The 14704-nt window shown below is 38.8% G+C and carries 12 protein-coding genes; all 12 read right to left on the bottom strand.

Features of this window, described 5'->3' with window-relative positions:
• Positions 1-23: 23 nt before the first annotated feature.
• Complete coding sequence (locus ACTNDS_RS04365) at positions 24-1019, bottom strand: LacI family DNA-binding transcriptional regulator (protein ID WP_300335379.1); 996 nt, start codon at positions 1017-1019, stop codon at positions 24-26.
• Positions 1020-1042: 23 nt separating this feature from the next.
• Complete coding sequence (locus tag ACTNDS_RS04370) at positions 1043-1852, bottom strand: carbohydrate ABC transporter permease (RefSeq protein WP_330687408.1); 810 nt, start codon at positions 1850-1852, stop codon at positions 1043-1045.
• Complete coding sequence (locus tag ACTNDS_RS04375; RefSeq protein WP_216459197.1) at positions 1845-2735, bottom strand: carbohydrate ABC transporter permease; 891 nt, start codon at positions 2733-2735, stop codon at positions 1845-1847. Before ACTNDS_RS04375 ends, ACTNDS_RS04370 begins: the two co-directional genes overlap by 8 nt.
• A gap of 126 nt (positions 2736-2861) precedes the next feature.
• Complete coding sequence (locus ACTNDS_RS04380) at positions 2862-4223, bottom strand: extracellular solute-binding protein (RefSeq protein ID WP_330687407.1); 1362 nt, start codon at positions 4221-4223, stop codon at positions 2862-2864.
• A gap of 244 nt (positions 4224-4467) precedes the next feature.
• A complete protein-coding gene (locus tag ACTNDS_RS04385; RefSeq protein ID WP_441033934.1) occupies positions 4468-5397 on the bottom strand; it encodes an AraC family transcriptional regulator in 930 nt (309 codons plus the stop codon).
• A 150-nt stretch (positions 5398-5547) separates the two neighbouring features.
• Positions 5548-6915: an MFS transporter gene (locus tag ACTNDS_RS04390; protein ID WP_441033936.1), complete on the bottom strand. Its 1368-nt coding sequence runs from the start codon at positions 6913-6915 to the stop codon at positions 5548-5550.
• 274 nt (positions 6916-7189) lie between these two features.
• Positions 7190-8020, bottom strand: coding sequence for an AraC family transcriptional regulator (locus ACTNDS_RS04395; protein WP_441033938.1), 831 nt, complete (start codon positions 8018-8020; stop codon positions 7190-7192).
• Between the two features lie 470 nt (positions 8021-8490).
• The gene (locus tag ACTNDS_RS04400) at positions 8491-9861 is read right to left on the bottom strand and encodes a DUF6034 family protein (RefSeq protein WP_441033940.1); all 1371 of its coding nucleotides are present in this window, start codon (positions 9859-9861) and stop codon (positions 8491-8493) included.
• A gap of 329 nt (positions 9862-10190) precedes the next feature.
• The gene (locus ACTNDS_RS04405; protein WP_441033942.1) at positions 10191-11462 is read right to left on the bottom strand and encodes a sensor histidine kinase; all 1272 of its coding nucleotides are present in this window, start codon (positions 11460-11462) and stop codon (positions 10191-10193) included.
• 5 nt (positions 11463-11467) lie between these two features.
• Entirely contained in the window at positions 11468-12127 is a 660-nt protein-coding gene (locus ACTNDS_RS04410) for a response regulator transcription factor (protein WP_025581106.1), read from the bottom strand.
• A 516-nt stretch (positions 12128-12643) separates the two neighbouring features.
• Positions 12644-13843: a DUF4179 domain-containing protein gene (locus tag ACTNDS_RS04415; RefSeq protein WP_441033944.1), complete on the bottom strand. Its 1200-nt coding sequence runs from the start codon at positions 13841-13843 to the stop codon at positions 12644-12646.
• A complete protein-coding gene (locus ACTNDS_RS04420) occupies positions 13827-14393 on the bottom strand; it encodes an RNA polymerase sigma factor (protein ID WP_055058379.1) in 567 nt (188 codons plus the stop codon). The genes ACTNDS_RS04415 and ACTNDS_RS04420 overlap by 17 nt, the downstream gene beginning before the upstream one ends.
• Positions 14394-14704: the final 311 nt, after the last annotated feature.

A 14704-nucleotide genomic window follows, 5' to 3' on the forward strand; every position in this document is an offset into this window, starting at 1 on the left:
CATCCGATTTATATTTTTACCGGCTAATTTGTAGAAGCCTTCATTTGCAGTTCATAGCCTAATATAGATTTCGGCAGTCTCTTATTTTCTGTAAGATATACATACAAAATCCTGCTTGCCTCTTTTCCAAGCTCATCCACATCAAAGTGAACACAGCTGACAGGTGGATACCATTCATCCAGCAGATTACTGTTATGAAGAGAAGCCACTTTTATTCTTTCAGGAACCGGAATTCCCTTTTTGCGCAGAATTCTTAAGATCACCAAACAGATATTGTCATCCATACACAGAATACAGTTTACATCAGATGCCAGCACCTTCTCTATCGCCATTTCCGCTATATTCTCGAATTCTGTATCATAAAAAACATATCTGCGGTCAAGCAACATGTAACTTTCCATGTAGGCTTTCAATATTCCCTGAAATCTCTTTCTGTTAATGTAATGTTCCTGTTTCGCACACATAACTGCCATTTTGTCCAGACCTTTCTGAAGCAGTACATTCGTAATATCACAGCATGCAGCTTCATTATCTGTATCCACCTGAAGTACAGATGGATCATCATAAGGCCCGATTACTACAAATGGAACACCGGCCTGCTTCAGATAAACAATCTCGTCGTTGTTTTCCACCATACGTGTAAGGATCACGCCATCCATGACATGTTCTTCCACCGCATGTGTCAGATTGGAAATATCTGTTGGTGTCACCTTGATCAGATTTACCTGGTAGCCACGGATGGAAAAATAATCATATACACTCAGCAAAATGTTTAAAAAATATGGCATAGAAGCAAAGTTTTCTTCTCCGGGTAACACCACAGATATCATCTTCGTAACAATGTCTGTATAACGTTTTTCCCTTGTGTTAGGAATTAGCTGCTTTTCTGAAAGATAGCTGTTGATTTTCTCTCTTGTAGATTCTGAGATCCGCCCTTTGCCGGACAAAGCTCTCGAAACTGTCGAAACTGATACACCTACATCCTTGGCCACCTGGCTGATATTTACTTTATTATCCATGTATGTGCATCCTCTCGTCTGTCTTATTTTACTGATCCTGTAATACCTTCTACGAAGTTCTTCTGCAGTAAGAAGAATACGATCGCTGTCGGAATTGTCGTGATAAGAACTGACAGCATAACCATACCGTAGTCAGTCACATATCCTGATGTCAGGTTGGAGATCAGCATAGGCATTGTCTGAGTTGTATTATCAGACATGATTACCTTCGCCCATAAGTAGTTATTCCATGCATTCATAAATGTAACTACACCAGCTGCCGCAAAAATGGATTTCATGGATGGGATATACATGCGGAAGAAAATTCCAAATTCGCTAAGACCGTCAATACGTGCAGCTTCGATAATGTCTACCGGAAATGCTTTGGCATTAGTTCTGAACATCATGATCAGAAGCGGTGTTGCCAGAGACGGAAGCATAAAGCCTACTGCTGTATTTAAGAGTCCCAGACGGGAATACATTCTGAATAACGGTACCATCAGTGCAACAAACGGAATCATCATGGACATCAATACGATGGCATACATTTTCTCTTTTGCCTTGTCACGGTAAATCTCAAAAGCATAACCTGCCAGAGAGCTTACAATCAGGGAGAAAGCAGTTACAAGAATCGTATATTTACAGGAATTGAGGAAGTTTCCCCACAATGGCTGCTGACTGATCAGATTTCTGTAGTTCTCCATCAGGTAAGAACCGAAAGTAAGCTTACCTGCGATAACATCCACGCTCTTGTTTGTTGCTGCAATGATCATCCATAATAACGGGAATACAGAAATTACTGTACAGATTCCGAGGAAAATATACATAAGAGTCATTTTTACTTTATTATTCACGATCATCACCTACTTTCATCTGTACAAGTGCCAGGATTGCCACCATGATCAGGATAATAAATGACATTGCTGAAGTGTATCCGAAATTCGGTACGCCCTTGAATGACATATTATAAATATAATGAGACATGGTAATGGAAGCATTTCCAGGACCGCCGTGTGTCAGGTTCATAGATTCATCGAATAACTGCAGTGTACCATTTGTGGACATGATGGCAGTCATCAGGATTGTAGGTTTCAGTAAAGGTACTGTGATCTTAAAGAAAGTCTGGATTGCAGAAGCGCCGTCAATCTTGGCTGCTTCATAAACAGAATATTCAATATTCTGAAGTCCTGCCAGATAGAATACCATATTATATCCTGTCCATCTCCATACCAGCGCAATAATGATAACGATCTTTGCACTTAATGGGTTTGCCAGGAAATTATATGCGCTGTCAAGAATTCCAAGTTTTACAGCAATGGTGTTAATAAATCCGTCTGTTGCAAATAAAGAACGGAAAATGATCGCATATGCAACCAGAGAAGTTGCACATGGGAGGAAAATTGCTGTTCTGAAAAATCCTCTTGCTTTGATCTTCGGATTATTCAGGATAGATGCCAGAGCCAATGCCAGGATCAGCATGACCGGAACCTGAATGATCAGATAGAAAAAGCAGTTCTTCAGTGACTGGATAAATACATCATCTTTGAAACATCTTATGTAGTTTGTAAGTCCGGTAAATGTCATGTTTGTACCGGTTCCTGTTTTGAAAGAAGTGATCAGGGCACTGATCATCGGATAGATACTGAATCCGCAGATCAGTATGATCGCAGGAACCAGGAATAACCATCCGGTTGCATTCTGTTTCTGTCTCATACTGAGACCTTTCTTTTTATTCATAGATTTACACCAGCTTTCATTACGATATTCTTTCACACTTATATGATCAGAAAAATTGTTATGGGAAAGATGATATGGAAAGAGATGCTCATGCACTTTTTATACAGGAGCATCTCTCTGTCTGAATTACTGTCCCATATTAAATTCTACTGTATCCTGTGCTGTCTTCAGTTCAGAATCAATGTCTGATCCGCCGGATACATTTGCCACTGCTGTAGCAAGTGCCTGATTTGCCTCAGTGTAATATACGCCCAGATCTACAGTTGGTGTCTTGGAAGCAAAGTCGGAAATCTGTTTGTAAATTGCCTGTCCGCCGAAGAATTCCTGCGGCTCACTGTAAACTTCACTCTCACTTGCCGGGAGCCATGTAGCAAGTGCTCCGGAGCTTGGAAGAATGGTGTCATACAGTTCTACACTTCCCGCAAATGTTTTTGCAAGGAAATCTTCTGCAAGTTCTGTATTTTTGCAGTTTGTAGTGATCGCCCATGTGGAACCACCCTGATTTGAATAGTTGGTAGCAGTTTCCGCATCCGGAATTGCCGGCATATCTGTCAGTCCCCAGTTTCCGGACTGGTCTTCTGCTGTCTGGATAGATGCAAGGATCCAGCATCCATTGATAACGCCTGCTGTCTTTCCACTTGTAAAGGTTGCTACATATTCATCCCAGCTGTTTACAACTGCAAGGACATGAGCTTCGACCATTTCCTGATAAATCTCAATGCACTGTTTAATATGTTCGTTTCCGGCAATATCAGGAGTACCGTCGTCCTTCCATGTTCCAAATCCTGCTGACTGCATCATCTGATAGATCAAGTCTGAGCTTCCTGCCTGAACAGAAAGTAAGGAGTAACCTGTTTTTTCATAAACATCAGATCCGATTTCAATAAATTTGTTCCAGTCGATATCAGTCAGATCATCCAGTGTATAACCTGCCTGGTCAAGAATATCTGTTCTGTAACATGCAACCTCAGCACCATTATCAAATGGAACACCATAATTCTTTCCATCAATTGTTGATGCTGCCAGTTTACTTTCAGCAAACTGTGAAAAATCAATTCCTGAATCTGTAATATCCTGATACAGATCCGGATAAGTAGTTACATATTTCTGGAATGCGAAATCCTGCATCAGACAGATATCAGGAAGCTGAGAATAATTTCCTGAGCCAACAATTGTTCCCAGCTGAGTCTGCATGTCATCCCATGGAGTTTCTACAATATTAAGCTTGAAATCCGGATGATCTTTCTGATAGATCTTCTCTGCCTCTTTCATTGCGTAAATATTAAATGACTGGTCCCATGCCCATACAGTCAGAGTCTGGTCATCACCATCTGAAGATGTCTTCTCCGCACTGTCTGATTTCTCTGTATCAGAAGAACTGTCTGATTTTGATGATTTTGTATCCGTTCCTGCTCCACATCCAGCTAAAAGACTGCTGCCTACGATAGTCGCCATAAGAAGAGCAATCATTTTTGTTCGCTTTTTCACTCTCATTCCTCCTATATTTTGCGCATTATTTTTGGTTATTATGTACAATATTTTCTGTTAAACCGATTCAACTTATATAAATTATACCTAATTTCTTATTCAAAAAGTTATCGTTTTCGCTACAATAAATGAATATTTTATTCTCATGCGCAAATTTATTTTCAGTTTTTGCGCATGTCTTTTGCTTTTTCCCGGTTTTACTGCTTATCTATCCTTTATTCATAACTATAAAAGTACCAAACAGTTACCTTTCCCCTATGCTTTTATGTACATCTTTTATCCACTGCCCTGGCGTCTGATTTTTTACTTTTCTGAAATTTGTTATAAACGTAGACATATTATTGAATCCTACTTCTTGTGCTGCTTCACTGATATTAAATTTTTTATTTTTTAACAGTTTACAGGCTTCCTGTATCCGGACATAATTTACATAGTGAACGGGAGTCATATTGTATTTTTCGGAAAATAACCTTCTGAGATAGCTTTCACTGATAAATGTTGCTTCCGCAATATCAGATATTTTGATGTCTTCCGCAAAATGTTCCTCCACAAATGACAATGCAAGCTGCAGCTTTCCGGACTTATCATCATTTACATATTCCATTGTGTCCTGACGTTTCTCATTTACAAATTCATCCGAATTAATTTTCACGATTTCCATAAGTACTGTAAATAAAAGTCCTTTTACACAATTTCTGTACCCATAGTCCTGTATTCTGATCTGATCCATAAGGCAGTCAAGTTCACGCACAAGCAGCGGGACTTCTTCCTTCTGCCTTTTGATCGGACCGCTTTCAATCCTGTTCTGGAAACGCTGTGCATCTCTTTTTCTGAACTTTGCATTTAATAAAAATTCCATAGTATCAACATAAATGAATTCCCAGAAACTTTTCTCTCCCTCCGCATTAATAATATTATGAGGAAAATTTGCAGGAATAATGATCACTGAATTCTCTGTATAAAATCTTCTGTCATTATTAAATACTACCGTCCCTCTGCCCCTTCTGCAGATTCCAATCTCCAGTAAATTATGGAAATGATTCGGCAGAACGATTCTTCTCACCTCATCCAGACCATATGTTTTGATTCCTGCGCTTCCCAGCACTGCCAGCAGGTCCTCTCCGTCCGGGATCTGGCAATATTTGAATTTGGCTTCTCTTCTCCTGTTTGACATTTGCTCACCCTATATATTACTTTCTTATAACAATATTTTCCGGCATTGTTATAGTACAAAATGCCCATTTATCTCTATTTAATAATTCCCCTCTGCTTCTATCAAAACAGAGGGGAATTATCTTTTTAGTCTTTATATGATTTTTATTTATTATCCGTTTAATCTTCTTCCGGATATCAGCTCTTTGTTTGCTTTCTCTACGTTCATTCTTGACATGATAAATGTAATAATAATACAGATAACAAATGGTACCCAGAGATACATAATATGAAGCATGCTGATGCAGGAAGCTGGCTGTGTTGCCAGATTCTGATCAAATTTACTGAATGCCAGAAGCCATCCTGTGATAGCGGTTCCGAGTCCGCCTCCAAGTTTGATACCAAGAGATGTGCAGGAATACATCGTTCCATCTACACGTTTGCCTTTTGTAAGGTATGTATATTCAGAACAATTGGCAATTACTGCATTCATATCTCCCTGCCATGGTCCCATACCAAAAGCTGCAACTGCTGTAAACGCCAGCATAAGCGGAACACTGTGCATATATGCGGCAACGATTACAAGTCCTCTTCCAATAGTTCCGATCGCATAGCCGGTAACATTTAACTTATATAATCCCTGCCATTTTGCCACCAGTGATGGTGTGATCAGAAGAGCAATGATCAGTGGAATGTTGATCGCCCATGAGAATACAGGGAATAAGTTTTCATTTAACAGAACATACATCATATAGTAAATACCCATATTCAGCATAGCTGAGTAAATCTGCTGAAGAATATAAGTAACACAGATCATAATGTAATATTTATTTGCAAACAGCAGTTTTGCTGCTTCAACAAGAGAGTATTTCTCATCTGCGGAATTATCCACACCGTCATTTAATTCTTCTTCCGGAAGTTCTTTAACAGATAATGCGGAAATTGTATTAACGACCAGACCGATGATCGCGTAAATGATGGCTACAGTTCTCCATCCTGCTGCTCCGCCACCCATGATCTCTACAAATTTAATTGTAACAGACTGGATCAGAAGACTGGTAGAGAATGCAAAGATGAAACGGTAAGATCCCATTTCCACACGTTCTTTGCTGTTCTTTGTGATCAGTGCTGTCAGCGCTGAATATGCGATGTTGTTTGCTGTATAGAAAACTGCGTTCAGTAAGGAATATGCAATAAAGAACCATGCATACTGTGCTGTTTTTCCAAGACTTTCCGGGATTGCAAAGATACCGATCAGGGTTACGGCGCATCCGATATAGCCATAAAGCATCCATGGTTTTGCCTTTCCCATTCTTGTGTGCGTCTTATCAATCATGGAACCAAAGAAAATATCTGTTACACCATCAAATAACTTTGACAATGCGATCAGGGTTCCGACGATACCTGCATTCAATCCAACCGTATTGGTCAAATACAGCATTACAAAGGAGGATAAGAATGCATAAACAACATTACCTGCCACATCACCCGAGCCATATCCGACTTTGTTATACCATTTTAAGTACTTTTTTTCTTCCATTTTCTACTTCCTCTCATAGTTTATACCGATTTCTCCGTTCAGGCGGTTTTCGCCTTTGTTCGGTGATTATTATAAAATAAAAGAAATCGAAACTATATAAACCGAATGAGACAAAATATGCACAAAATTAAAGAGTTTTTAACTTTCTCTTTACGCAATATTTGCGCAATAATAAATATAGACAGTTTTATACTGTGATTTTTGTGCATATTGCATATATTTCTCTGATATGAGGTAATCGGATATTTTATCCCCTGTGATTTACCTTTATATTTCACATATTACTATCCTGAGGCTGAACTCTATATTGTTCCCTGTAAAGATTCCTGTACTCTCTCGGAGTTACTTTATATCTTTCACGGAAAACCCTGTTAAAGGTTCTCTGGCTTTCAAATCCTGCATCCAGACAAATATCTGTAATGCTTTTATCCGTACATTCCAGGTGTACACAGACATAGTTTAATTTTTGCTCATTCAAATACTGCTTAAAATTACGATGAAAAGTTCCCGAAAATACTCTGGACAGTGCGTATTTGCTGATTCCCAGATTTCTGGCCATTGTTTCCAGAGAAATATCTTCCTTATAATGCTTGGCAATGTAGGATACCGTCTGATAAATGATGTCATTGCTCTCCACATTCTCTTTCTCTGTTAAACTAAAACAGGGAATACTTCTGGCCAGTAAAATCTGTACATACGCCTGCTCAACGACTGCATCTCTCTTTTTCTGTTTCTTGTTTTCCCTCAGACAGTGAATCGCATTTACAATGTCCGGTGATACTTCTTTCTTCTTTATCACCGGATTCACCGGACAAAAATTCTGCATTGTAGCAGCAAACTGTTCTCCAAGAGATGGCTGTGCCCAAAGATAACATGCCTTATTCACTCCATCTGAAAAGACCTGGTAATGATGAATCACATCCGGAAATATAACTGCAAAATCCCCTGTCTCCATATGAAATAATTCCTGCCCCATTCCCAGTTCCAGCGTACCTTCTGTCACATAAATAAACTCAATTGAATTGTGCAGATGAGGAGAAGCATGTCCAGATGCCATTAACCTCAAATGCAGATTTTCCTTTTTTTCTTCATATACCGGAAACATACTATTTAATCTCCTGCAAGTTTTGTCTACTTTTTCCTTTCATTTGGCAGGTAATCTTCTCTTTCCTATACTATAATGTGCCTGTAAGATAAAGAAAAGGAGGAAAACCAAATGAAAAAATTTGTATCCTACATTCATTACGTTATGAACTTTTACGCTAACTACTTTAAAATCTGCCGTTATATGTAAAAGACATTTCTGCCATCACAGAAATGTCCATTACGGAAACCTGATTTCAGTGGTTTCCCTTATTATACTTTTGACTTGTTTTGGTTGTACATGAACAGGATTTTTGAAAATATAAACAAAATTATAGCAAAACCAGAAAATATTCTATATTCTAATCATTCTATGGAATTGCTATAAACAACTAACTGATAAAGTGTACGCCACATTGTCCCATTATAAGGCAATGTGGCGATATTTTTTATCTCATGCCATAAGGAGATGTCATTTCTTATTTATTCGTTTTATTCGCACTCTCCAACACCACCAGGAAATGTACCTGATGATGGTCCATTCTGTACTCTTTGTACGACACTGCCATCTCGTGCATCAATTGTGAGAAGTGGTACACCGATGCGATCCATAGTAACGCTGTCTATAACCATTTCATCACCGCCATCTGCATAGGCCGGTTCCTGGGAATTCCAGGTTCCATAGAAATCCCATACCGGAATCAGACTTCCCTCTGTACTGCTGTTACCCTCCCGCACACGCATATATCCCAGTTGAACTTTAGTTATTGTCATCTCAACACTCTGTGCATCAACAGATGGATAACGACAGAAACTTATGCCATCTACTGCCGGCAGATGGTATTCCTGTTCTGTCATAATCTGCATGGTAATCGTATTTTCAAAAATATCTTTGACTTCATCAAATGGCAGAAGAAACAATGCTTCATCTGAAGCATCTGATACCTCAATTGGATCACTGTGTTGGAAACTCTGAAGTGTTCCGCTGCAGAAAATCATTGTCAGCGATTCATTATCCCACACATCGCACTGCGCTTCATGAAAATTATCGTCTTCATCTATCCAGGGACGGGATAATTCATCATATGGCAGATAAGAATTCCGTATATAATTAACAGGTACACCATCGACCATTCTTTCAAAGAAAAAAGAGGTCTTTTCCAAAGTGCAGTTTTCTTCTGTGAGTTCTTTTGATGCACTGTCAAACAGGTGCCATTCTCCAGAAACAATATCCTTTACATAATTTTCTGCGCCGTCATCAGTCATATTCTGATTTCCTGCTTTTATATAATTCTGAAATCGTTCTGCTCTTTGTTTTTTCTCATCCTGAGACATATTTTCTTCGTTCACATCATCAAACGCAGCATATTTTTCCCAAAAACTAAATGCTTCTAAATCGGGGAATGTACCTGTATACTGGTACGTCAGTCCATCCACCTCATATGTTTCTGCCAATCCATCATAGTCTTGTTTCAACAATTGCCCTTTGGCAAAAGTATCCAGTACTTTCTGTGGCTCTTCTTCAGAAATTGTCGCTTTTTTTACATTTTTCAGACATATGGCATCCACATCCGGCACTTCCACCGGTGCATCGGCTGTCAAGGTAAATTTCATAGGATTTTCCTGATCTGTTCGCTCTGAGGATCTTAAATCCGACTGAATGGTTGTCTGATAGGTTTCCGGAGCCTGAACCTGTTCAGCGACTGTTTTCTGAACTGTTTCTTTCTCTTTGTTTTCCTCTGTCTTTACAACAGTCTTATCCTTTTCTTCTACAACGGCAGAATGAACGACCTTGTCACATCCTGATATTGTTAAAAGATTCATACATAAAAGAGCTCCCACAAATATTTTTATTTTCTTCATTTCTTTCTCCTCCTTTCGCATATGTAGCTGAGCAGATAAAATATTTTCTTTGCTGCTTAATTTGGTCAGTCAGATAAAATTATCCGCATTCTTTACATTCCTGATTCAGTCAAGCGGATAAAATCATCTGCTTCGCAGTTTAGTTAAAAAAGGTACCCTCTTCTTATAAGAAAAGAGTACCATACTGTACTTCTAATGTATTCATCAAGATGTAAACAAGTTGTAAATTTCATCTGTTTAATATTGTCCATGTAATAACGAGTGAATACGTCTGGATCGGTCAGTTATTCATAATTGAAGCAGAATATTTGTTTGATCAGGTTAAATCCTTATCTTTTTTTATCAAATATTACTCTTACTTTCGTTCCTGTTCCAAGCTGGCTTGTGATGTCCAGTCTGCCTCCATGAACTTCTGCGATTTTTACACATAACGCAAGTCCAAGTCCTGCTCCGCCCTCCTGGCGGCTTCTGGATTTGTCTACCATGTAAAAAGCTTCCGTAATTTTTCCCAGTTCTTCCTGTGGGATTCCCCGACCGTTGTCTGCAACTTCCAGAATTTTCCTACCCGATTCTTTATATGCTTTTACGGTAATACGACCTCCTGCTTCTGTAGCACGGAGAGCGTTATCTATCAGATTTACAAGAAGACTTTCCATTAATTCATCATCCATTTTCAGGAAAAAATCTTCGTACTCTGTCTGTAATTGTATCTGTCTCTGCGCTGCTGGTTCTGCCTCCAGCTGAACTACATGTTCTAGCAGTTCTCCTATCGTGTGTAACTCCATTTTTATTGAATCATTCTGATGGAGTCCCAGCATCTGGAGCATTTTTCCGGAAAGTTTTTCAAGTCTTTTTCCCTCGCGGCTTATATGTTCCAGGGCGCGGTCTTTTTGTTCATCGTTTAATTTTACATGACGCAGGGTGTCTGAATATCCGATAATAGAAGTAAGTGGTGTTTTCATTTCGTGGGCAAGTGCTCCCATAAGCATTTCCTGTTTTCCGGCTACTTCCTGCAGTTTTTCCATTTGCTGTACGGTCCGCTTCATCATTAGATAGATAAACAGACCAGCAATGCAAAATACTGCCAGATAGATTCCCAGGAACCAGGCTGCCGTCTGTCTCAGTTCCGTAAACATAGAAGTAACATCACGGACTGAAAGTATTTCGTAACCCTCTGGATTTGTAAGCAGCGTATGCTGTAAAAGTAAGTATTTGTGATTCAGTTTCTGGATTTTGTACTCATAGGAATCCGTTTTGTTGTTTAAACCGAGATTATCCATGCTGACAATCTCATAATCTGTGCGGTTTACTACGGCTTCTTTACTTTCGGAATTAATGAAGAGCATTTTCTCACCGCAGCATCTCAGAAACTGGAATTCCAGATAAGATTTTTTTCCTGTTTCTGACATCTGCTCATATTTACTGTTGTCCCAGAATTGTTCCAGGAGATTTTTTCCATTTGCAAGCTGTCGTCCATAGGTTTCAGCAGCATTATTCAGGCTTCTTTTTCCTGTGACATACAGGCTCAGGACACCGACCGGTATCAGAGAGCACAAAAGTGTTATCAGCATAAGTGCTACTGTCCGTTTCCACAACTTCATAGCGGTTAGTCCTCCAGTCGATAGCCAAGTTTTGGGATTGTTTTTATTTCATCGTACAACTCCAGTTTCTTGCGGAGCTGGCCGATATGCACGTCTACAGTTCTGCTCTCTCCCAGATATTCTTCGCCCCAGACACGTTTTAATAGTTCTTCTCTTCCAAGTGCGATGTTTTTGTTCTGTAAGAGCAGGATAAAGAGATCGTATTCCAGTGGTTTCAGGTTTACGGGAATCCCATCTTTCAGAATCTGATGGCTCTGGAGATCTGCCTGAATATTTTTGATTGTGAGAATTCTCTTTGCACGGCCGGTTCTTTCAAGGATTTTTTCAATCCGTACAAGAAGTTCCAACATTTCGAAAGGCTTTACCATATAATCTTCTGCACCGAGTTTCAGGCCTTTTACTTTGGATGCTACGTCATCTTTTGCAGTAAGGTAGATCACCGGGAGATTCTTTGCGCGGAAATCTTCCATCAGAGCAAAGCCATCTTTGCCGGGAAGCATAATATCGACAACTGCAAGGTCTGCATCTTCATTCCATAGCAATAGGCGCTGGGCTTCTATTCCGTCGTAGGCGGCTACTGTTTCGTATCCAGCTATGGTTAGGTTCATACATAATAATTCGGAAATTGCTCTGTCATCTTCGATTACCAGGATTTTGTTTTTCATTTTGGGATCACCTCGATTAGTTTATGGAAATAGTATAACGTTTCGAAGATGTAACGTCTACAAAGATATATATTTTACTTCATTAGTCATACTATTCTATCCACTCATATACCAGATAATCAACCCCTGCATCTATCATAACAGGAGCATCTGAATGCAACTTAGTTATAATCGAACAGTATCCTACATTATGGTACAAATATTCCAGACGTTTGCGGGGTAATTTTGTAATTTTCCTGGTATTCTGGCGTATATAGCATTCTTTATTTAAGATTCGTTTTAAAGTTTTACTACACTTATATACAGAAAAGTCTTCTGGATTACTTAGATGATATTTCAAAATCAAATTCCTGATGTTTGGGCTAAGTTTTCTGACAGAATCATAATAGGATGTATCATTGTCAAAGGTAAATATTAGCCATTTGTGCTCTATACGGATTTTTTTAATTATACAATCATGTGGTACCGGGATTGTCGGCAGAACATCTTTGTTTAAATAATATGTCTTCTTCATTTTCATCTTATCTGTACTGTAAACTTGTCTCCTATTAGTATTGCGTCATCTGTGGGGCTTTCTCCCTCATTATATACATAGCCTGCAGATTCTTCGTAGACATCATCTGAGGAATCTTTATCTGTTTTTTCTTCGAATACCTGGTGGGCTGTATCGTTTTTTACTTCATATAATTGTAATGTGATTAATTTTGCTTCCGGAGAGATTTCTTTGTAGACGGTGAATTCAGGGTCTATGGTTTGTTGGAATGCAGTTTCTTCGCCATTTCTTCCTGTCTCCTGATAGCAGATTTTGTTTTCCTGATCGTCTGTTCCAATCAGATAATAGTCACTGTCAATATACACTGTTCCATCATATGTTCCGTAAATTGTACTTTCGAATGGATTCCATCTGAATTCTGTAAGGTTGAGAATGTTGGAATCGAATTTAATGTTCTGATCCAGATTTATATCTACGGTGTTTTTCTCCAGCTCTTCTTTTGATGTTGTGAGTTTAAATGTATAAGGTTGTGTATTGGCCTGTATTTTCTGGATGTTTTCCCATGTTTCGGCATCAGACATTGCGATCGACCATACTTTGAACTCTATGTTTACAGTTCCCTCTGTGTTGATTTCTTCTCCAATTGTAAAGTCTTCTACTGTTATTGGATTTTCTGACAAAGCATTGTTATTGACTGTTCTTTGCCCCAGACCCTGATGGATTTCCTGACCATTAATTCGTACTTCTGTAAATAAGATTTTGTCCTCTATTGTATTCTGTGTATCTGAGTCTGTGTCCTGAGAGGTCAGGTCTTTTTTCGTTTGTTCTTTTCCGGTGTGATTCTTGTCGTTTAAGTCTTCACTGTCGGAATATGCAATCCATAGATTTTTGCTGTCCATTACAATCTCATTCAATGTTATGGTGATTCCATCTCTTGAGATGCTTTTTCCTACAACATTTGTATAAGAATCGGTGTCACCGTTCTCAATTCCCAGTGCCTGTCCGATCCAGGAGGTCACTCTCTGTAATGCTGCTTTTACATCTTCCTGATACTTCAGTGTACATCCTGCAGTGATAAGCAGTATGATTCCGGCTGCTGCTATTTTCCACTTTCTCTGCATCCGTGAAAAGCGGTGCTGTTTTTTCCATGGTTTAGAAACTTCATATATGTATTTATCATCCAGATCACCGATCAGTTCTAATGTTTTAAATCCTTTTTCCATATAAATGCTTCACCCTTTCCCATAGTTTTTTTCTGCTTCGATAGAGGCTGGATTTGATTCTGCTTTCTGAAATTCCATGACGGGCTGAAATTTCGCTGATGCTGTCCATATACCAGTAGCGTCGTATAAAAATGTCACAGTCACCTTTTTTCAGGGATTCCAGAAATTTTTCAAGAATTTCCAGAATCTCTTTTCTCTGAATTTCATCATTCAAAGAATATGCTGTTACATCCTCTATCTCTTCCAGTTCTTTGCATAATTCTAATATGTGCTCTGTTGACCGTTTTGCAGCTTTTTTCCTGCGAAAACAGTCAATTGCCAGGTTTCGGGTTATTTTTCCAAGAAAAACAGATAGAATTGCCGGTTTTCTGGGTGGTATGGAGTTCCATGTGGCTAGCCATGTATCATTGACGCATTCATCGGAGTCTTCCTTATCATACAGAACATTCCAGGCAATACTGAAGCAGTACCTGCTATACTTTTCTTCGGTCGCCTGTATGGCTTTTTCCGATCTGTCAAAATACAGATTGATAATTACTGTATCTTCCACTTTTTTCACCTCACGTTTCTTTTATTTTGTCTTCATAAGATAAGACGGATTTTGAATGGTAAAGTTGCAGTTTTAATAAAAATAATTTTCTTTTTTCAGAGTAAACAATATACTGTCGAAAAGTCAACATGTCTTTTCGCTATCTTTTCACAATTTCTGACTGGAGAAATGAAGTATATTCTGATAAAATGAGCATATAAAGGAGGACAAGCTGATTCCTTACAAATGATAAAAACCAAAAGAACAGCCGAAGACATTTTCAAGGCACGAATGAGGACTATACTTAACAAATAAGGGAGTACCTAACCGAT

It is taken from the genome of Blautia sp. HCP3S3_C12 (genome assembly GCF_052064155.1).
Lineage (GTDB): Bacteria > Bacillota > Clostridia > Lachnospirales > Lachnospiraceae > Blautia_A.

What these genes read in the sequence shown, in the direction of transcription:
- ACTNDS_RS04365 (WP_300335379.1), bottom strand. Translation starts at nt 1,019, where the DNA reads ATGGATAATAAAGTAAATATCAGCCAGGTGGCCAAGGATGTAGGTGTA.
- ACTNDS_RS04375 (WP_216459197.1), bottom strand. Translation starts at nt 2,735, where the DNA reads ATGAATAAAAAGAAAGGTCTCAGTATGAGACAGAAACAGAATGCAACC.
- ACTNDS_RS04385 (WP_441033934.1), bottom strand. Translation starts at nt 5,397, where the DNA reads ATGTCAAACAGGAGAAGAGAAGCCAAATTCAAATATTGCCAGATCCCG.
- ACTNDS_RS04390 (WP_441033936.1), bottom strand. Translation starts at nt 6,915, where the DNA reads ATGGAAGAAAAAAAGTACTTAAAATGGTATAACAAAGTCGGATATGGC.
- ACTNDS_RS04395 (WP_441033938.1), bottom strand. Translation starts at nt 8,020, where the DNA reads ATGTTTCCGGTATATGAAGAAAAAAAGGAAAATCTGCATTTGAGGTTA.
- ACTNDS_RS04400 (WP_441033940.1), bottom strand. Translation starts at nt 9,861, where the DNA reads ATGAAGAAAATAAAAATATTTGTGGGAGCTCTTTTATGTATGAATCTT.
- ACTNDS_RS04405 (WP_441033942.1), bottom strand. Translation starts at nt 11,462, where the DNA reads ATGAAGTTGTGGAAACGGACAGTAGCACTTATGCTGATAACACTTTTG.
- ACTNDS_RS04410 (WP_025581106.1), bottom strand. Translation starts at nt 12,127, where the DNA reads ATGAAAAACAAAATCCTGGTAATCGAAGATGACAGAGCAATTTCCGAA.
- ACTNDS_RS04415 (WP_441033944.1), bottom strand. Translation starts at nt 13,843, where the DNA reads ATGGAAAAAGGATTTAAAACATTAGAACTGATCGGTGATCTGGATGAT.